Below are 20,174 nucleotides of genomic sequence, written 5' to 3' on the forward strand. Positions count from 1 at the left end.
TATCTGAAATAAAACAACAAAACCCGATAAACACCGGGAATACAAGGCGGTGACCGTTCAGAGCCGTTTTAGTTAATGATAAAAATTGTGCTTTCCGGTACTATGCGGCGGTTTTTTCCGCATTCCTGAGAGCTATGATGTCCACCACACTGTTTAAAGATTTCACCTTCGAAGCCGCACACCACCTTCCACACGTTCCTGCCGGGCACAAATGTGGCCGCCTGCACGGACATTCGTTTATGGTGCGTCTTGAAATCACCGGTGAAGTCGATCCCCATACGGGCTGGATCATGGACTTCGCCGAACTGAAAGCCGCGTTTAAGCCGACCTACGATCGTCTTGATCACTACTATCTGAATGATATTCCGGGCCTTGAAAACCCAACCAGCGAAGTGCTGGCGAAATGGATTTGGGATCAGATGAAGCCGCTGGTGCCACTGCTGAGCGCGGTCATGATCAAAGAGACCTGTACCGCAGGCTGCGTCTATCGCGGGGAGTGAATCTCTTCCGTTTCGCCCTCAAGCGGCACGAGCGGCGTAAATTCGTAGAGCACCAGCGCATTACTCTCCAGTGATTCCGTCATTTGCCAGCCGTCAAAAAGGCGTTCATCGCGTACAGAAAGCGTTGGACGCGCTTTATGGGCTATCCAGCGCCACATCTCTTCGTCAGGGCCGCTTTCGCTGCCGATACCTTCAAGCAATGGATAGAGCGCGCCGTTGTGCCGATCAAAAAGATGGCACTTGATTCGCCATTTCCCGCGCATTCCCTTCAGGTGTAAATGATACTGCTGGCGAAAGCGCTGGATGAAGGCTTCTTCACTGGAAAGGAGCGGATTAAAAACCACCACATTGCGCAGCAGCAGCTGGTAACCATTGTGATGGCGCGTGAGCAGAACACGCCCGTCGTTTACCAGCACCTCGCCCCGCAGGCGTTGCCAGAGCCAGAGTACCCAATAAACAGGACGCGGCAGACCATGGTTATACTGTAGCGCAAGGCTTGATGTATCAATGGTATCGTTCGCGCGGGCTTCGCCCTGAAGACCCGAATCTAGCCAGAATCCCGCCAGCCAGACCTGCTCCGAAAGTCCGATCAGGTTCTGCATCAGCAACGCCCCCCGAAAAAACCAGCCATTTGTTGCCCGCGTACTGCCGGTGAGGGTATTCCAGGAGAGAAGCCAGACCGGAAGCGAACATTTGCGCAGGCGAAGGGCGGCGAGGATCTGGCGGATCTTCAGTATCGGGTAATTTTCCGTGGAGGAGAGATCGGTTGGCTCCCCCTGCGCCGGATCGAGAAGTTCATTGGCATCGGCCGAACAGGCAAGAAAATCGGCCTGCCTCAGAATGGCTGAGCTGAACAGGGTATCGTCGCCCACGCCCGCGTTAACGGGTGAAAATCGGTGCCATAAACCAAACTTTGCCTGCGGAAGCCAGGTTCGTATTACCTTTTGCTGCGCCAGCCAGACCTGTTCCCGGGCCTCCTCACTCGCCTGGGCTGACCAGTGCATCACAAAGTGCCAGCCCGCGGTGACCTCTGGCGAAAAATGATTAACTGACCGGTGTAAAAAGCGGGTAAGAAGATCGCGACGGGTCGTTACGCCGGTGTGGAGCAGTACCGTCCACTGTTTTTTTGCCAGCCAGGTGAAGATCTGATGCAGATTGTACCAGCAGGCGTAGCCCGCCCGCTGCGCGTCATCCCACCCGGCGGCAAACAGACGGCTGCTCAGAAAAGGCTCGGCGATATCAATGCCCTCAATGGTCAGGGTCTCACCGATGGCCTCCAGATTATGACGAACGTCCTCACGCAGCAAATCGTCGAGCTCGCGCAGGGTAATAACCACCCGCATACGGCGCAGCGAGGCGGAGAGAGGGTTAAGCAGCTCCAGATCCAGACTCTGCTCCTGCTGCGGGTGAACGATGAGCGGCGAGGCTCCCCAGCCGCGCGCCTCCGGTTCATTGAGCAGGCTGAACAGCTTGTCCACTGGGACCGGATGGTGCTGCTCACGCCTGTCCGTACGAACGCGTGCGGCCTCCGGGTGCTGGCGTCGGGCCTTACGAAACTCACCCGGGGACATATTGTAAGCATGCCGAAACCGATCGCTCATCATGCGCGTGCTGGCGAACCCCTGCTCAAGCGCAATCTGGTGCAGCGGCCGATTGGTCAGGCGCAGAGCATCAGCCGCCTTTTCCAGCCGCAGGGCGGTGATGTACTGCATGAAACTGCTCCCCACCTCCTTTCGAAAGAGACGAGAAAGCCAGGCTTCAGAGACATATTCACTCGCGGCGATTTCCGCGAGCGTAATGCGGCGGGTATAACTGGCATTGATTCGCTCTATCACCCGGGCGATGCGTTTACTGTGCACAGAGGAAAGTTCACGGGGCAGCATACGGGCGGGCTGCTGAAAGCGGCTGGTCAGCAACAGCAATATCTCGCTCAGCCAGCGGTACGCCTCCAGCCGGTAGCGGTGCGGATCGTTGATGAGTGTGAACACAATAAGCTGACGCAACAGATCGCGGAGCGCATCGCACTGCGGCCAGACGCCTCCGGCTTCTGCCGGTACGGCATAATCATGGGCAAAAAAATCCTTGCAGAGCTGGATGACCCAGCGCCCGGCAAGGGCCACGCGCAGGGTGACGTTGGCCGTTTCACTCGTGAACTGCCAGCGCCGATGACGGTTGATGATGGCAAGGCTATTGGCCTCCAGGATCTCACGCCCCACATCGGTGCTCAGCTCTGCCCGCCCTTCCAGCACCCAGAGCAACGTCAGCGTATCGCCTTCATCCTCCACGCACTGGCGAAAGTCCTGAATCTCTACCCGGAATTCATCTCCCCGCTGCTCCATCCTCTTCCTCACCAAAGACAAATAATGACCTGCTCTTTTTTGTCATAACTGAATTGTATGAAAAACAATCAAAACAAAACCGTCGATTTACAACAAAAAAGGGCATTTTCAGGCGGTACGATCGTCATAGACTCGAAATTATCACCGTTTGGCATAAAAGGGATAACAAAAATGACACATCCAATCATCGAAGCCCTGCGCGGCAAAGAAGCTCAGTTCACTGAACTACGCCGCTATTTTCATCAGCATCCTGAAATTGGTTTTGAAGAGCACAACACCAGCGATCGCGTAGCGGCGCTGCTCCAGGAATGGGGTTATGAGGTTCATCGCGGCCTGGCCAAAACCGGCGTGGTCGGCACGCTGAAGGTGGGTAACGGGCATAAACGCCTGGGCCTGCGCGCCGATATGGACGCACTGCCAATGCAGGAAAACAGCGGCAAGGCGTGGAGCAGCACCGTTGAAGGTAAATTCCACGGCTGCGGTCATGACGGCCACACCACTACGCTCCTGTATGCAGCGGAGTACCTGGCGCGCACCCGCAATTTTAACGGCACGCTGCACCTTATTTTTCAGCCGGCGGAAGAGCTTCTGTATGGCGGACGCGTCATGCTGGAGGACGGCTTGTTTGACCTGTTCCCCTGCGACCATATTTTTGGCCTGCACAATATGCCGTCACAGCCCGTCGGAAAAATCGGTCTGCGCGATGGCGCCATGATGGCCTCTTCCGACACCCTTCATATTGAGGTTAACGGCGTGGGTGGTCACGGCGCGGTGCCAGAACATACCGTTGATGCCACTCTGGTTGCCTGCCATATCACTGTCGCTTTGCAGTCGATTGTTTCGCGCAACATCACCCCCTTCCAGCCTGCCGTCGTTACCGTTGGCAGCATTCAGGCCGGGCACGCGCCCAACATTATCAACGACAAGGTATTGATGAAACTGACCGTGCGCACGCTGGATGAACGCGTGCGGCAAACCGTGCTACAGCGCATCCACGATATTGCCGTTGCGCAGGCGGAAAGCTTCAATGCTACGGCCACCATCCGTCACATTAACGGCAGCCCGGTGCTGAAAAACAATCCGCAAGCCAACGAGATGGTGCGCAGCGTCGCCACCGATCTGTTCGGTCAGGATTCCGTCGCGGAGGTGAATGCGTTTATGGGCAGCGAGGACTTTGCATTCATGCTCGAGAAAAATCCCAATGGGTGCTATTTCACGCTTGGCGCCGGGGATGAGCCTGACCGCTGCATGGTGCATAACCCGGGCTACGACTTTAACGACAACATTCTCCTCACCGGCGCGGCGCTGTGGGCCGCACTGACCGAACACTATCTGCGCTGATTCGCACCTTCCCGGGAGGGCACATTATGAGTACCGTTTCCCTGACAGGCACCTCCGCCTACGCCGGTAACGATCGGCTGCTGGCCGGTATCGTCATGAGCGTTCTGACATTCTGGCTCTTTGCCCAGTCAGTTATCAACGTTGTTCCGGCCATGCAGAATAGCCTCGATATTGCCCTCGAAACCCTCACGCTCGCCGTCAGCCTGAGCGCGTTGTTCAGCGGCTGCTTCGTCGTTGCCTGCGGCGGGTTTGCCGATAAGTTTGGGCGCGTGCGCCTGACCATGATGGGCCTGTTCCTGAGCATTATCGGGAGCGGTCTGCTGTTCATTTCATGGGAGCCCGTCTTGTTTCTGTTGGGAAGAGCGATACAGGGGCTGTCAGCGGCCTGCATCATGCCCGCCACGCTGGCGCTGATTAAGACCTGGTATGACGGTAAAGCACGCCAACGCGCCATCAGCTTTTGGGTTATCGGCTCCTGGGGCGGCAGTGGCCTGAGCTCGTTTGTAGGGGGTGCCATCGCCACCACGCTGGGCTGGCGCTGGATTTTTATTTTCTCCATGGTGGTGGCTCTGGCCGCGCTATTGCTTATCCGCGCCACCCCGGAAAGCCGCAGCCCTGATGCGTGTCGACACAAGCTGGATATCAGCGGCCTGGTGAGTTTTGTCCTTATGCTGGTGCTCTTTAATCTGTTTATCAGCAAAGGACACGGCTGGGGCTGGAGCAGCGGTGTATCGCTTCTGGTGCTGTCTGGCGCAGTGATTGCACTGATGTGCTTTGTCATTACCGGGCGACGGAAAGGCGATGCGGCGCTGATTGACTTTGCCCTGTTTAAAAACCGGGCCTACAGCGCCTCGGTATGCTCAAACTTCCTGCTCAACGGCTGCATTGGCACCATGATGATCGCCAGCATCTGGTTACAGCAAGGGCATCATCTGTCACCGCTACAGACCGGCATGATGACGCTGGGGTATCTGGTCACCGTACTGGCGATGATCCGGGTGGGTGAAAAACTGCTTCAGCGCTACGGCGCGAGGCTGCCGATGATGACCGGCCCGCTGCTGACCGCAACGGGTATCACGTTAATTTCATGCACCTTTTTAAGCAAAGAGGTCTACATCGTCACCGTTTTTCTGAGCAACATTTTATTCGGGCTGGGGCTAGGATGTTACGCCACGCCCTCAACGGACACGGCGGTGATGAATGCGCCTGAAAATAAGGTGGGCGTGGCTTCAGGGATCTATAAGATGGGCAGCTCTCTGGGCGGAGCTATGGGTATTGCGGTCACCGCTTCGCTGTACGCCCTGTGGCTGCCGATGGGAGCGGCCAGCGCCGCGCAGTATGCCTTACTTTTCAACAGTGCGATTTGCCTTGGGTCGGCCGTCGTGACCTGGGCATTACTGCCAACGTCAAAAGCCCCGCGTTAAGCGGGGCCACGGAAACATCAGGCAATGTTCAGATATTTGTGCGTCTGCATCGACAGCCGCCAGTTGCGGGCGATACAGGTTTCAATGCACAGACGGGTCGCATCGTCTTTCTGGCTGATGGGCTGAAGCGCAATCACGCGCTGCTTTTCGTCCGTCAGCGTTGCCAGCAGTTCATCCAGCGCCTCAATGTCGCGCACGCGCCCTACCGGGTGCTTAATTTCATCCGCGCGCTCAAGCGCCTGCGACAGCACGTCGTAACCGCCGCGCATATTCACCTTCGGTGAAACCGTTACCCACGTTGAGTGGGAGCAGCGCACTTCATGGGTGCCGCTGGTTTCGATCTGGCAGCTATAGCCGTTTTTTTCGAGCAGCTCGGTGAGCGGCATCAGATCGTGAATGCAGGGTTCCCCGCCGGTGATGACGACGTGGCGCGCCGTCCAGCCCTGACGACCAATAATGGCCAGCAGATCTTCCGCACTGCCCGCCCCCCATTTATCGCTCTCTTTGGTTTTCGCCAGAATGCTGAACAGCGACACTTCCCGATCTGCGAGCTTATCCCACGTATGTTTGGTATCACACCAGGCGCAGCCAACCGGGCATCCCTGTAAACGAATAAAAATAGCGGGAACGCCGGTAAAGTAACCCTCGCCTTGCAGGGTCTGGAACATCTCGTTAATCGGGTACTGCATAATCTTCTCAGTTAAGGGGATAAACGATAAGTATCGCAGATCCCCGCCGGATGATCATGCTCCATCGGTGCTTTGCGCGCCTATCGCTGCCATAAAACGCCCGGTGATTTGCTGTGGCCGGGTGATTGCGCCCCCGACAACCACCGTATGCGCCCCCAGCGCCAGGCATTTTGCCGCACGCTCGGGGGTGTCCACGTTGCCTTCCGCAATCACCGGAACCGTAACGGCCGCCAGCACCGCTTTCAGAAACGCGCAGTCATTCTCCGGAAGCGAATGGCCCGCCGTTTCCGCCGTGTAGCCGTAGAGCGTGGTTCCGATGCAGTCAAAACCAAGCGCCTGCGCGGTCACGGCCTCCTGCACGGTGGAAATATCAGCCATCAGCAGCAGCGAGGGATAACGGGCGCGGATCTGCCCGATTAGCGTCTCCAGAGTCTCCCCGCCGGGACGCTTACGGGCGGTCGCGTCCAGCGCGATGATGTCCGGCGCGACCGCCATCAGCTCATCCACCTCTTTCATCGTCGCGGTGATAAACACCTCGCTATCGGGATAGTCCCGCTTGATGATGCCGATAACCGGCAGCGAAACCAGCCCTTTGATCGCCTCAATGTCCACCACACTGTTGGCGCGGATCGCAGCGGCCCCGCCCTGCGCCGCCGCCAGCGCCATTCGCGACATAATAAACGGGCTGTGTAAGGGTTCGTTTTCCAGCGCCTGACAGGAGACAACCAGTTTCCCCTTCAGGGTATTCAGTACAGTTTTCATTACGATAACATCTCTTCCACTTCGTTCCTGATGATGGTGACGTGCGGGCCATAGATGACCTGAACGCCGTTACCTCGTACGATGACGCCGCGCGCGCCAGTCGCTTTCAGGGCCGCTTCATTCACCCTGCTGCCCTCTTTTACCGTGACGCGAAGGCGCGTGGCGCAGCAGTCAACGTCTTCGAGATTGTCTTTCCCGCCCAGCCCGGCGATCACCGCCGCGGCGCGCTCGCTTTGCGGTAAGGCTTCGGCGTCGGCCACCGCTTCCCTTTCACGGCCCGGCGTGGCGAAATCAAAGCGGTTAATCAGATAGCGGAAGGTAACGTAGTAGAGGAAGAACCACGGCACGCCCACCAGCGGGACGAACATCCAGTTGGTTTTCGCCTCCCCCTGCAAAATGCCGAACAGCACAAAGTCAATAAAGCCGCCGGAGAAGGTTTGCCCGATGGTGATATGCAGCATGTGCGCGAGCATAAACGCCAGCCCGTCAAACAGCGCATGAATGACGTACAGCACCGGCGCAATAAACAGGAATGAGAACTCGATGGGCTCGGTAATGCCCGTCAGGAAAGAGGTTAATGCCGCTGACAGCAGCAGCCCGGCTACGCGCTTTTTGTTCTCGGGTTTAGCCGTGTGGTACATCGCCAGGCAGGCGCCGAGCAGGCCAAACATCATCGTGATAAAGCGCCCGGACATGAAGCGCGACGTGCCCTCATAGAAATGCTGGGTGTTCGGGTCGGCGAGCTGAGCGAAGAAGATCCGCTGCGTACCCTCAACCAGGTGTCCGTTAACGATTTCACTGCCGCCGAGCGCGGTGGTCCAGAACGGCAGATAAAAGATGTGATGCAGACCAAACGGGCCAAGCATGCGCAGGATAAAACCGTAAAGCAGGGTACCCAGATAGCCGGTGGCGTCCACCAGACCGCCGAGGCCAAAGATCAGCTTCTGGAAGTGCGGCCAGACAAAGGTCATGAGCGCCCCGACGAGTATCGCCGCCAGCGAGCTGATAATCGGAACAAAGCGCGAGCCGCCAAAGAAGCCCAGGAACTGCGGAAGCGCGATTTTGTTAAACCGATGGTGCAGCGCGCAAGTCACCAGACCAATAACCACGCCGCCAAACACGCCGGTTTCCAGCGTCTGAATGCCCAGCGTCATGCCCTGCCCTGCGGCACCCGGATTTTCAAGGGCCAGCTTTCCGGTCAGGATCAGCAGGGCGTTGATGGTGGCGTTCATCACCAGATACGCGAGCAGGGCCGCCAGCCCCGCCGTGCCTTTATCGTTTTTCGCTAACCCAACGGCAACCCCAACGGCGAACAGCACGGACAGGTTCGCAAACACAATCGAACCCGCACTGCTCATGATGGTGAAGATGGCCTGTAGCCAGCCCACGTTTAAAAATGGGTAGGCCGTGAGGGTATTGGGGTTCGACAGCGCACCGCCGATCCCCAGTAATAGCCCCGCCGCCGGCAAAACGGCGATGGGCAGCATAAACGATTTGCCGAAGCGCTGCGCTTTTTCAAACCATCCGCCGGAAGAAGCGCCGCTGAACATGTGCATCATTTTTTTCATCCCCTGGTGTAATGATGAAAATTTTTATCACAATAAAAATTAAAAGTGAAAATTATCATCACAAATCCAGGAGGCGGATCATACTTTTTCGAAATCGCTGGCATCTCTCCCCCGCTTTCCGCCACACTAGTCGACAGAGAAACGCATTAAGGATCTAGCATGTCAGACCATGAAAACCTGCTGCTGAAGTTACGCCAGGAGGCTTCCGGGTACAGCCCGACGCAACAAAAGCTGGGGGAATTTGTTCTCAACGATCCTGCGCGGGTGCTGTATTTGACGATCACCGAGCTGGCGCGCGAAAGTCACACCAGCGAAGCCAGCGTGACGCGCCTGTGCCGGACGCTGGGCTGTAAGGGATATAACGAATTTAAAATGGCGCTGGCGCTGGATATTCAGCAGGGCCAGCCCGCACGTCAGGCCGGGGATGAAATCGATAACGTCGTGGATGAATCCGTGCAGGCCCTACAGGATACCGCCAGGCTCCTCGACAGAGCGCTGCTGGAAAAGGCCGCGCAGGCGCTGCATCAGGCGCAGTCGGTGCAGATTTACGGGGTGGCCGCCAGCGCGATCCTCGGGGAATATCTGCATTACAAGCTCCTGCGGCTGGGCAAACCCGCGCAGCTGTTTAGCGATATGCATCGCGCGGCCATGAATGCGGCAACGCTGTCTGACGAGACGCTGGTGGTCGCTATCTCAAGTTCGGGATCGACCCGCGATTTACTCCACGTCGTGAAGCTAGCCCGCAAGCGCGGCGTGCAGGTGCTGGCGCTCAGCAATACGCCACGCAGCCCGCTGGCGTCCCTCAGCGATATGCAGCTGGTTGCGGCAAAGCCCGAGGGGCCGCTGAGCGCGGGTGCGCTGAATGCCAAAGTTGGCGTCATGCTGCTTATCGAGCTGCTTACCACTTCCCTTATCGCCATCGATGGCCGTTACGGCGAGGTGAGTCAGCAAACGGCCAGCGCAACGCTGCCGCTTCTGTTATAGAAAACAAAAAACCCGCCGAAGCGGGTTTTTTTATTGAAATGAAAGCTCGGGCTTATGCCTGACCTTTGATCTCTTTACGGCCGTTGTATGGTGCTTTTTCGCCCAGCGCTTCTTCGATACGAATCAGCTGGTTGTATTTAGCAACACGGTCAGAACGGCTCATAGAACCGGTTTTGATCTGGCCAGCAGCGGTACCCACAGCCAGGTCGGCAATGGTCGCGTCTTCAGTTTCGCCAGAACGGTGAGAGATAACAGCGGTGTAGCCAGCGTCTTTCGCCATTTTGATCGCAGCCAGCGTTTCGGTCAGAGAACCGATCTGGTTGAATTTGATCAGGATGGAGTTAACGATGCCTTTCTCGATGCCTTCTTTCAGGATCTTGGTGTTGGTTACGAACAGATCGTCACCAACCAGCTGAATTTTGTCGCCCAGTACTTTGGTCTGGTATGCGAAACCATCCCAGTCAGACTCGTCCAGACCGTCTTCGATAGACACGATTGGGTACTGTTTGGTCAGGTCTTCCAGGAAGTGAGTGAACTCTTCGGAGGTGAACGCTTTGTTGCCTTCGCCAGCCAGAACGTATTTACCGTCTTTGTAGAATTCAGATGCTGCACAGTCCATCGCCAGGGTGATGTCTTTGCCCAGCTCGTAGCCTGCTGCTTTAACCGCTTCAGCGATAACAGCCAGCGCTTCTGCGTTAGAACCCAGGTTTGGCGCGTAGCCACCTTCGTCACCAACAGCAGTGTTCATACCTTTAGCTTTCAGAACTTTAGCCAGGTTGTGGAACACTTCAGAACCCATACGAACCGCTTCTTTCAGGGTTTTCGCGCCAACTGGCTGAATCATGAATTCCTGAATATCAACGTTGTTGTCTGCGTGCTCACCACCGTTGATGATGTTCATCATTGGTACTGGCATGGAGTATTTGCCTGGGGTGCCGTTCAGTTCAGCGATGTGCTCGAACAGTGGCATACCTTTAGCAGCCGCGGCTGCTTTGGCGTTCGCCAGGGAAACCGCCAGGATTGCGTTCGCACCGAAGTTAGATTTGTTTTCAGTACCGTCCAGATCGATCATGATCTTATCGATGCCAGCCTGATCTTTGGCATCTTTGCCAATGATAGCCTGAGCAATAGGACCGTTAACAGCGCCAACCGCTTTCAGTACGCCTTTGCCCATGAAACGGGATTTGTCGCCATCACGCAGTTCCAGCGCTTCGCGGGAACCTGTAGAAGCACCTGATGGAGCTGCTGCCATACCGACGAAACCACCTTCCAGATGAACTTCGGCTTCAACGGTCGGGTTACCACGGGAGTCGATGATTTCACGACCGATGACTTTAACGATTTTGGACATTAGATTTTCCTCAGTACAAGTTAAACTAAAACTCCAGACAAACAACGCGTACCAGGGGTACGCGTTGCCGTTCTAACTTTTTTTACTTCGCCTGACGCTTCTGGTACTCGCTGGCGGCTTTCACGAAGCCGGCAAACAGCGGATGTCCGTCACGCGGCGTTGAAGTAAATTCCGGGTGGAACTGGCAAGCAACGAACCACGGATGGTTAGGCACTTCGATGATCTCGACTAACTGATCGTCCCCGGAGCGGCCCGCAACACGCAGGCCCGCAGCTTCAATTTGTTTCAACAACATGTTGTTGACTTCATAGCGGTGACGATGGCGCTCGGTGATGACCGGCTCGCCATACAGCTGGCGAACTACGCTATCGTCGGACAGCTGGCAGGCCTGTGCGCCAAGACGCATGGTGCCACCCAGATCGCTCTTCTCGGTACGGACTTCGACGTTACCGTCTTCGTCGCGCCATTCCGTAATCAGCGCCACGACAGGGTACTTACAGTCTGGCACAAATTCCGTAGAGTTCGCGTTTTCCATTCCCGCTACGTTGCGCGCAAATTCGATCAGCGCAACCTGCATACCCAGGCAGATGCCGAGGTATGGAATATTGTTTTCACGCGCATAGCGTGCAGTGGCGATCTTGCCTTCAACACCGCGGTAGCCGAAGCCGCCAGGGATGAGGATAGCGTCCAGATCTTTCAGAATTTCGACGCCGCGCGTTTCAACATCCTGCGAATCAATCAGCTTGATGTTCACGGAGACGCGATTCTTCAGACCACCGTGCTTCAGCGCTTCGATAACTGACTTATAGGCGTCCGGCAGTTCAATGTACTTACCGACCATACCGATAGTCACTTCGCCGCCCGGATTGGCTTCTTCGTAAATCACCTGCTCCCATTCAGACAGGTTAGCTTCCGGACAGTTCAAGCTGAATCGTTTACAAATATAATCGTCCAGACCCTGAGATTTCAACAGGCCCGGGATTTTATAAATGGAATCGACGTCTTTCATTGAAATAACGGCTTTTTCAGGCACGTTACAGAACAATGCAATTTTCGCACGTTCGTTCGCCGGAATCGCGCGATCGGAGCGGCAAACCAGGATGTCTGGCTGAATACCGATAGAGAGCAGCTCTTTAACGGAGTGCTGAGTCGGTTTGGTTTTTACTTCACCCGCGGCTGCCATGTATGGCACCAGCGTCAGGTGCATGAACAGCGCGTGTTCGCGTCCAATATCTACCGCCAGCTGACGAATCGCTTCGAGGAACGGCAGGGATTCGATATCCCCTACGGTACCGCCGATTTCAACCAGCACAACGTCGTGCCCTTCGCCACCGGCAAGGACGCGTTCTTTGATAGCGTTAGTGATGTGTGGGATAACCTGCACGGTTGCGCCCAGGTAGTCGCCACGGCGCTCTTTACGCAGCACGTCAGAGTAGATACGGCCAGTCGTAAAGTTGTTACGACGGGTCATTTTGGTACGGATGAAACGCTCGTAGTGGCCAAGATCCAGATCGGTTTCAGCGCCGTCTTCAGTAACGAACACTTCCCCGTGTTGGGTTGGGCTCATGGTGCCAGGATCGACGTTGATGTACGGATCCAGTTTCATCATGGTCACATTGAGGCCACGGGCTTCAAGAATGGCTGCGAGGGAGGCTGCGGCAATGCCTTTACCCAGAGAGGATACGACCCCGCCGGTCACAAAAATATAGTTCGTTGTCATGCTGAACCTGAGAAGTTAGGGTGAAACGATGGAATAACCAGGACGGGAAAGTAGTATACCCGAACACGACGAGCGCCACAAACTTTCATTCTCCGTCTCCTTCCCAGGCCATGACAAACATAAGGAGTGAGAAAATAGCCCCTTTTGGGTAAATGTTTTTGACGCAAATCAAGCGCTTGTCATTTAAAAAATCACACAAATTGCGCTTGATCGCAAAATTTCGTTAGAGATCATGTTCCTGGCGTTTTACTTCCTGCCAGACTTCTTCCATCGCCTCGAGGTCTATGCCGCTCATTTCCAGGCCGCGCGAGGCCACAATCCTCTCCACTTCGCGAAAGCGTCGTTCGAATTTAATGTTCGCTTTTTGCAGCGCCGTTTCCGCTTTTACGCCGAGGTGGCGCGAAAGATTGACGGTCGCAAACAGCAGATCGCCCATCTCCTCTTCCAGCTTTGCTTCATCCACAACGGCCTGCTGCGCTTCGTGCATCACTTCGTCGATCTCTTCGTGCACTTTTTCCAGCACCGGGCCAAGAGAGTGCCAGTCAAATCCTACCGCCGAGCAGCGCTTTTGAATTTTGTGGGCGCGCATCAGCGCGGGCAGGCTCAGGGGAATGTCGTCCAGCGCCGAGTGCTGAGATTTTTCAGCGCGTTCGGCGCTTTTAATCTGCTCCCAGCGCGCCAGCACTTCCGCACTGTTGCCTGCGGTGGCGTCGCCAAAGATATGCGGATGGCGACGCTCCAGCTTGTCGCTGATAGCGGCGCAGATATCGTCAAAGTTAAAGCGCCCCTCTTCCTGCGCCATCTGCGCGTAGAACACCACCTGGAACAGCAGGTCGCCCAGCTCGCCGCGCAGGTCGTCGAAATCTTCGCGCGAAATCGCGTCCAGCACTTCGTAAGTCTCTTCCAGCGTGTAAGGCGCGATGGTGGCGAAAGTCTGCTCTTTGTCCCACGGGCAGCCGTTTTCCGGGTCGCGAAGACGCTTCATGATGCCGAGCAGGCGGTCGATTTGAGTCATAATCTTATCCATTAAAAAACAAGCCGGGTGGCGGCGAAGCCTTGCCCGGCCTACAAAAGAAAGTGCGGTTAACCGCCGTGCAGACGACGCGCGTCAATCACATCCGGCACCTGGTTCAGTTTGCCGAGCACGCGGCCCAGCACCTGAAGGTTGTAGATTTCGATGGTCATATCGATAGTGGCAAGCTGCTCGCGGGTATCGCTGCGGCTGGCAACACCCAGCACGTTGACCTTCTCGTTAGCGAGAATAGTGGTGATGTCGCGCAGCAGGCCGCTGCGGTCGTTAGCGGTAACGCGCACCACCAGCGAGTAGCCGGCCGAGTAGCTTTCCCCCCAGACGGCTTCCACGATACGTTCCGGCGCATGCGATTGCAGCTCTGCAAGCTGGTCACAGTCGGAGCGGTGAATCGAGATCCCGCGCCCCTGCGTGATGAAGCCGACAATATCGTCCCCCGGGATAGGCTGGCAGCAGCGGGCAATATGGTGCATCAGGTTACCCACCCCTTCGACCACCACGCGGCCATTGTCCTTGCTGCGCTGCTGCGGAGCGTAGGTTTTCTGCTGGAGCTGCTTCAGCGCTGCGGCATCCTGCTCTGCCGCGCTAGGCTTGTTGAACTGCGCTTGCAGGAAGTTCACCATCTGGTTCAGGCGAATATCACCGCCGCCAATGGCCGCCAGCAGCTCGTCCAGCTCGTTGAAGTTGTAGCGCGGCAGCAGGAATTTCTCCGCCTCTTTCAGGCTTATCCCGATATGCTCCAGCTCGTCGTCAAGGATCTGGCGACCGGCAAGGATATTCTTGTCCCGATCCTGCTTGCGGAACCAGGCGTGAATTTTAGAGCGCCCGCGGCTGGTGGTAACGTAACCGAGGTTCGGATTAAGCCAGTCGCGGCTTGGGTTTGGCTGCTTCTGGGTGATGATTTCAATCTGGTCACCCATCTGTAGCTGGTAGGTAAACGGTACGATGCGCCCGCCGATCTTCGCCCCGATGCAACGGTGTCCCACGTCGCTGTGAATGTGGTAGGCGAAATCGAGCGGCGTGGAGCCTGCCGGTAAATCCACCACATCCCCTTTCGGGGTAAAGACGTAGACGCGATCGTCAAAGACCTGGCTGCGCACTTCATCGAGCATTTCGCCAGAGTCGGCCATCTCTTCCTGCCACGCAATCAGCTTACGCAGCCAGGCGATACGATCCTCGTGACCGGAGCGACCGCCGCCGGAGGTGCCCTCTTTGTATTTCCAGTGCGCCGCCACGCCCAGCTCGGCGTCTTCGTGCATCTGTTTGGTACGGATCTGAATTTCCACCGTTTTGCCGCCAGGGCCGAGCACCACGGTGTGGATGGACTGATAGCCATTCGGTTTCGGGTTCGCGACATAGTCGTCGAACTCGTCCGGCAGATGACGGAAATGGGTGTGCACGATCCCCAGCGCGGCGTAGCAGTCCTGCAAACGTTCCGCCACGATACGTACGGCGCGCACGTCGAACAGCTCGTCAAAGGCGAGGTGTTTCTTCTGCATTTTGCGCCAGATGCTGTAGATGTGCTTCGGACGCCCGTAGACCTCGGCGCGCACATTCTCCTCTTTCATCGACTGGCGCAGCCCGCTGACAAATTCATCGATATAGTGCTCGCGGTCGATGCGGCGTTCGTGCAGCAGTTTTGCAATGCGTTTGTATTCCGCCGGATGCAGGTAGCGGAAGCAGTAATCTTCCAGCTCCCACTTCAGTTGCCCGATCCCCAGACGGTTCGCCAGCGGCGCATAGATATTCGTACACTCTTTGGCGGCGAGGACGCGCTCGTCTTCCGGCGCATCCTTCACTTCGCGCAGATGGGCTACCCGTTCCGCCAGCTTGATCACCACGCAGCGGAAATCATCCACCATCGCCAGCAGCATCCGGCGGACATTATCCACCTGCTCGGAAGAGACAGAATCCGTTTGCGCGGCCTTCAGTTGACGGATGGCGGCCATATCGCGCACGCCGTGGATGAGCGCCACGACGGACTGGCCGACGCTTTCACGCAGCACGTCTTCCGTCACCACATTCGCATCCGCCAGCGGGAACAACAGTGCGGCCTGTAGCGTTTCGATATCCATGTTCAGCATGGACAGAATTTCGACCATCTCCACGCCGCGCCACAACAAGAGTTCAGCGTCCGGATGCCCCTGCGTTGTGCGTAAACAATAGGCCCAGGTTTCGGTTAAGCGTTCACACGACTGCTGGCTGGAAATCCCCAGACTTGCGATCCATTTTTGAGGGTCAAACTCACCAGCTTTATTTAAATGTGCACTTCTTACCGCAACCATCGTCCTCTCCTTTAGGGACAAGGGCCTGTCGAAGTCGACAAGCCAAACTCATTAGATGTGCTCGAACAACACCATCGATTCCAGATGTCCAGTGTGCGGGAACATGTCCAGCATTGCCAGACGCCGAATCTGGTAACCCCCGCTCAATAATGCTTCACTGTCACGGGCGAGCGTCGCCGGATTACAGGAAACATAGACCACGCGTTCAGGCGCGAGTTTAATTATATGTTGCATCACGCCCGGCGCACCCGCGCGCGCCGGATCGAGCAGGATCTTATCAAAGCCCTGCTTAGCCCACGGTTGCCGCGTGACATCATCCTCAAGATTTTGATGAAAGAATGTCACATTTTGCAAGCCGTTCTGCCGGGCGTTCTCCTGGCCTTTCGCCACCAGCGCCTCAACGCCCTCCACGCCGACCATGCTTGCTGCTTTGCGGGCCAGCGGCAGGGTAAAGTTCCCCATACCGCAGAACAGATCGAGCACCCGATCGGTGGGCTGGACGTCAAGCCATGCCAGCGCATTCGCCACCATCTGCTGGTTCACGCCGTCGTTGACCTGGATAAAATCCCGTGGGCTGAACGTTAAGCGTAGTCCGTCTGACGCATACCAGGGCGCTTCTCCGCTGACCTGCTCAAGTATCTCGCTTTGCGGCGCAAGGAAAAGCGCAAGCTCATGAGAATGCGAAAAGCGTTCCAGTTTTTCGCGATCTTCCGGTGAGAGCGGCGCGGTGTGGCGCAGCACCATCAGCGGGCCGCTGTTAGCCAGCACCAGTTCGACATGCCCCAGCGAACGCACCCCGTCCAGCGATGCAAGACAGTGGTGCACAGCCGGGAGCAGCGCCTCAAGTTGGGGCGCCAAAACAGGGCACTGTGTGATGGAGACGATATCGCTGGAGCCAGCCTTGCGAAAACCCATCTCCAGCCGTTCGGTTTTTGGCTGATAGCTGAGGCTCAGGCGAGCGCGGCGACGGTAGCCCCACGGCTGGTCAGCCACAATGTCACTGACGTCATGTTTTAGCAGGCGGGCCAGCGCGCTGCTTTTACTTTTTTGCTGTAATTCTGTGCTGACATGCTGTTGCTGACAGCCGCCGCAGACGCCAAAATGGGGGCAGCGAGGCGTCACGCGTTCCGGGCTATCGTTAAGACGGCGCTTAACCTGGCCGCGTGCATACTGGCGTTTGTCTTCCGTCAGCGTAATGTCTGCGCGCTCTCCGGGCAGCAAACCGGTGATAAACAGCGTCTTGCCGTTATGACGCGCCACCCCCTGACCGAAAGGATCGAGGTCCGTGGCTTCAACAGTTATGATCTGACGCGTCGTCACGCGTCGTTTTGCAGAGTAGAATTGCGCCATCGCCGAGATTGTTCTCAAATAAACATAATTAGCCTGATTGTCCCATAACGGAACTCCATGACCAACTACAGCCTGCGCGCACGCATGATGATTTTGATCCTCGCTCCTACCGTTCTCATCGGTTTGCTGCTGAGCATTTTCTTTGTGGTGCATCGCTATAACGATTTGCAGAGGCAGCTTGAAGATGCCGGGGCCAGCATTATCGAACCGCTGGCCGTCTCCAGCGAGTACGGCATGAACCTACAAAACCGCGAATCCATTGGTCAGTTAATCAGCGTGCTGCACCGCCGACATTCAGAGATCGTGCGCGCCATTTCCGTTTACGACGAACATAACCGCCTGTTCGTTACCTCGAATTTTCATCTGGATCCCACGTCGCTGAAAATCCCGGAAGGTACGCCCTTCCCGCGTCATCTCACGGTTCTGCGGCGCGGCGATATTATGATCCTGCGCACGCCGATTATCTCGGAAAGCTATTCACCCGATGAATCAGCCCAGTCGGATGCGAAGTCCAGCAATAATATGCTGGGATACGTGGCGCTGGAGCTGGATCTCAAGTCGGTGCGGCTCCAGCAGTACAAAGAAATATTCATTTCTGGCGTGATGATGCTGTTCTGTATCGGCATTGCGCTAATCTTCGGCTGGCGACTGATGCGCGACGTCACGGGGCCTATTCGCAACATGGTGAATACCGTTGACCGGATCCGTCGGGGTCAGCTCGACAGCCGCGTGGAAGGCTTTATGCTCGGCGAGTTGGATATGCTAAAAAACGGCATCAACTCGATGGCGATGTCGCTGGCGGCCTATCACGAAGAGATGCAGCACAACGTTGACCAGGCAACCTCCGACCTGCGGGAAACGCTGGAGCAGATGGAGATCCAGAACGTGGAGCTGGATCTGGCGAAAAAACGCGCGCAGGAGGCGGCTCGTATTAAGTCTGAATTCCTGGCGAACATGTCGCACGAGCTGCGAACACCGCTGAACGGGGTGATCGGCTTCACCCGCCTGACGCTCAAAAGCGAGCTGAATCCAACCCAGCGCGATCACCTGCATACCATTGAACGATCGGCCAACAACCTGCTGACCATCATTAACGACGTGCTGGACTTCTCGAAGCTGGAAGCGGGCAAGCTGATTCTGGAGAGTATTCCGTTCCCGCTGCGCAGCACCCTGGATGACGTGGTCACACTGCTTGCCCACTCCTCGCATGATAAGGGGCTGGAGCTGACGCTCAATATTAAAAACGACGTGCCGGATAACGTCATTGGCGACCCGCTCCGCCTGCAACAGGTCATCACCAATCTGGTGGGCAACGCGATCAAATTCACCGAGAGCGGCAACATAGACATTCTGGTCGAAAAACGGGCACTCAGTAATAACAAGGTCCAGATTGAGGTGCAGATCCGGGATACCGGCATCGGCATTCCGGAGCGCGATCAGTCGCGTCTGTTCCAGGCATTCCGCCAGGCCGATGCGAGCATTTCCCGTCGTCACGGCGGAACGGGCCTGGGGCTGGTGATCACCCAAAAGCTGGTGAAAGAGATGGGAGGCGATATCTCCTTCCACAGCCAGCCTAACCGGGGCTCGACCTTCTGGTTCCATATCAATCTCGATCTTAATCCGAACGTGCAGACCGACGGTCCGGTCACCGACTGCCTGAAAGGGATGCGTCTGGCCTACGTGGAACCGAATGCCGCCGCGGCACAGTGTACGCTGGATGTGTTAAGCACTACGCCGCTGGAGGTGGTTTACAGCCCGACCTTCTCCGCGCTCGCGAACGATCATTACGATATCCTTTTGATGGGTATTCCGGTGACGTTTACCGGAGAGCTCACCATGCAGCAGGAACGCCTGGCGAAGGCGGCCTCAATGACGGACTACCTGCTGCTGGCTCTGCCGTGCCACGCCCAGCTTAATGCTGAAGAGCTGAAAAACGACGGGGCGGCGGCGTGTCTGCTGAAACCCCTTACCGCCACACGGCTGTTACCCGCGTTGACCGAATATTGCCGTCTGACGAATCAGCCCCTGCCGCTGGCGAACGATGAACGTAAGCTGCCGATGACGGTGATGGCTGTGGACGATAACCCGGCCAACCTGAAGCTGATTGGCGTGCTGCTTGAGGATCAGGTTCAGCACGTTGAGCTGTGTACCAGCGGCGCCGAAGCCGTAGAGCAGGCCAAACAGATGCAGTTTGACCTGATCCTGATGGACATTCAGATGCCGGGCATGGATGGCATCCGCGCCTGCGAGCTGATTCGCCAGCTTCCGCACCAGCAGCAGACGCCGGTGATTGCCGTGACGGCGCACGCGATGGCGGGACAAAAAGAGAAGCTGCTGGGTGCGGGCATGAACGATTATCTGGCGAAACCGATCGACGAAGAGAAGCTGCACAGCCTGCTGCTGCGCTACAAGCCGGGTCACATTGGCGGGACATACACCATTTCAGCTGAATCGCCGGAAATCAGCGTCAACCAGAATGCCACGTTTGACTGGCAACTGGCGCTGCGGCAGGCGGCGGGCAAAGCCGATCTGGCGCGCGATATGCTGCAAATGCTGGTGGACTTCCTGCCTGAGATTCGAAATAAGGTAGAAGAACAGCTGGTGGGTGAAAATCCTGAAGGGCTGCTGGAGGCTATCCATAAGCTACACGGCAGCTGCGGCTACAGCGGCGTGCCGCGGCTGAAAAATCTCTGCCAGCTGCTTGAACAGCAGCTCCGCGCGGGTACGCCGGAAACAGATCTTGAACCGGAATTCCTGGAGCTGCTGGACGAGATGGACAACGTGACGCGGGAAGCGATGAAGGTGTTGGGGAACTAAGACAATAGCCCGGT

The 20,174-nt window shown here is 56.6% G+C and carries 14 protein-coding genes; 5 read left to right on the top strand and 9 right to left on the bottom strand.

Annotated features, from left to right (window positions below; translation table 11 throughout):
* The first annotated feature begins 134 nt into the window (after positions 1 to 134).
* Positions 135 to 500: a 6-carboxytetrahydropterin synthase QueD gene (gene queD / locus N5C09_RS19575; protein ID WP_006811776.1), complete on the top strand. Its 366-nt coding sequence runs from the start codon at positions 135 to 137 to the stop codon at positions 498 to 500.
* Here queD and N5C09_RS19580 read toward each other — a convergent pair.
* On the bottom strand, positions 485 to 2,839 hold the full coding sequence (locus tag N5C09_RS19580; protein ID WP_279749707.1) for a helix-turn-helix domain-containing protein: 2,355 nt from the start codon (positions 2,837 to 2,839) through the stop codon (positions 485 to 487). The genes queD and N5C09_RS19580 overlap by 16 nt on opposite strands.
* Before the next feature lie 171 nt (positions 2,840 to 3,010).
* On the opposite strand from N5C09_RS19580, the gene N5C09_RS19585 reads away from it, so the two are divergent.
* The gene (locus tag N5C09_RS19585) at positions 3,011 to 4,180 is read left to right on the top strand and encodes a M20 family metallopeptidase (RefSeq protein WP_279749708.1); all 1,170 of its coding nucleotides are present in this window, start codon (positions 3,011 to 3,013) and stop codon (positions 4,178 to 4,180) included.
* A 26-nt stretch (positions 4,181 to 4,206) separates the two neighbouring features.
* Entirely contained in the window at positions 4,207 to 5,604 is a 1,398-nt protein-coding gene (locus N5C09_RS19590; RefSeq protein WP_204643343.1) for an MFS transporter, read from the top strand.
* A 17-nt stretch (positions 5,605 to 5,621) separates the two neighbouring features.
* Here the strand turns inward: N5C09_RS19590 and queE are convergent, their stop codons facing one another.
* Genes queE through N5C09_RS19605 form a run of 3 tightly spaced genes read right to left on the bottom strand, consistent with a single transcriptional unit; the run spans position 5,622 to position 8,614 of the window.
* Positions 5,622 to 6,293: a 7-carboxy-7-deazaguanine synthase QueE gene (queE, locus tag N5C09_RS19595; RefSeq protein ID WP_006811780.1), complete on the bottom strand. Its 672-nt coding sequence runs from the start codon at positions 6,291 to 6,293 to the stop codon at positions 5,622 to 5,624.
* Between the two features lie 54 nt (positions 6,294 to 6,347).
* Positions 6,348 to 7,055, bottom strand: a complete 708-nt coding sequence (locus N5C09_RS19600; protein WP_063869342.1) for an N-acetylmannosamine-6-phosphate 2-epimerase — start codon at positions 7,053 to 7,055, stop codon at positions 6,348 to 6,350.
* Positions 7,055 to 8,614, bottom strand: a complete 1,560-nt coding sequence (locus N5C09_RS19605; protein WP_279749709.1) for a maltose/glucose-specific PTS transporter subunit IIC — start codon at positions 8,612 to 8,614, stop codon at positions 7,055 to 7,057. Before N5C09_RS19605 ends, N5C09_RS19600 begins: the two co-directional genes overlap by 1 nt.
* A 168-nt stretch (positions 8,615 to 8,782) precedes the next feature.
* On the opposite strand from N5C09_RS19605, the gene N5C09_RS19610 reads away from it, so the two are divergent.
* Positions 8,783 to 9,607, top strand: coding sequence for a MurR/RpiR family transcriptional regulator (locus N5C09_RS19610; protein ID WP_279749710.1), 825 nt, complete (start codon positions 8,783 to 8,785; stop codon positions 9,605 to 9,607).
* A 52-nt stretch (positions 9,608 to 9,659) separates the two neighbouring features.
* Here the strand turns inward: N5C09_RS19610 and eno are convergent, their stop codons facing one another.
* The 5 genes from eno to rlmD all read right to left on the bottom strand — a co-directional run bounded on the left by eno (position 9,660) and on the right by rlmD (position 17,343).
* Positions 9,660 to 10,958 carry a phosphopyruvate hydratase gene (gene eno, locus N5C09_RS19615; RefSeq protein WP_013098515.1) on the bottom strand — a complete coding sequence of 433 codons (1,299 nt, stop codon included), beginning with the start codon at positions 10,956 to 10,958 and terminating at the stop codon, positions 9,660 to 9,662.
* An 82-nt stretch (positions 10,959 to 11,040) separates the two neighbouring features.
* Positions 11,041 to 12,678 carry a CTP synthase (glutamine hydrolyzing) gene (gene pyrG, locus N5C09_RS19620; RefSeq protein WP_063451903.1) on the bottom strand — a complete coding sequence of 546 codons (1,638 nt, stop codon included), beginning with the start codon at positions 12,676 to 12,678 and terminating at the stop codon, positions 11,041 to 11,043.
* A gap of 223 nt (positions 12,679 to 12,901) precedes the next feature.
* Positions 12,902 to 13,693, bottom strand: a complete 792-nt coding sequence (mazG, locus tag N5C09_RS19625; RefSeq protein ID WP_063869337.1) for a nucleoside triphosphate pyrophosphohydrolase — start codon at positions 13,691 to 13,693, stop codon at positions 12,902 to 12,904.
* 68 nt (positions 13,694 to 13,761) lie between these two features.
* The gene (gene relA, locus N5C09_RS19630) at positions 13,762 to 15,993 is read right to left on the bottom strand and encodes a GTP diphosphokinase (protein ID WP_063451905.1); all 2,232 of its coding nucleotides are present in this window, start codon (positions 15,991 to 15,993) and stop codon (positions 13,762 to 13,764) included.
* 51 nt (positions 15,994 to 16,044) lie between these two features.
* Positions 16,045 to 17,343, bottom strand: coding sequence for a 23S rRNA (uracil(1939)-C(5))-methyltransferase RlmD (gene rlmD, locus N5C09_RS19635; protein WP_279749711.1), 1,299 nt, complete (start codon positions 17,341 to 17,343; stop codon positions 16,045 to 16,047).
* A gap of 57 nt (positions 17,344 to 17,400) precedes the next feature.
* Here rlmD and barA point away from each other — a divergent pair, with 57 nt between their 5' ends.
* Positions 17,401 to 20,160: a two-component sensor histidine kinase BarA gene (barA, locus tag N5C09_RS19640; RefSeq protein WP_279749712.1), complete on the top strand. Its 2,760-nt coding sequence runs from the start codon at positions 17,401 to 17,403 to the stop codon at positions 20,158 to 20,160.
* The last annotated feature ends 14 nt before the right edge of the window (positions 20,161 to 20,174 follow it).

Origin of the sequence: Enterobacter sp. GD03975, from assembly GCF_029838645.1 — a bacterium.
Taxonomy (GTDB): domain Bacteria; phylum Pseudomonadota; class Gammaproteobacteria; order Enterobacterales; family Enterobacteriaceae; genus Enterobacter; species Enterobacter quasihormaechei.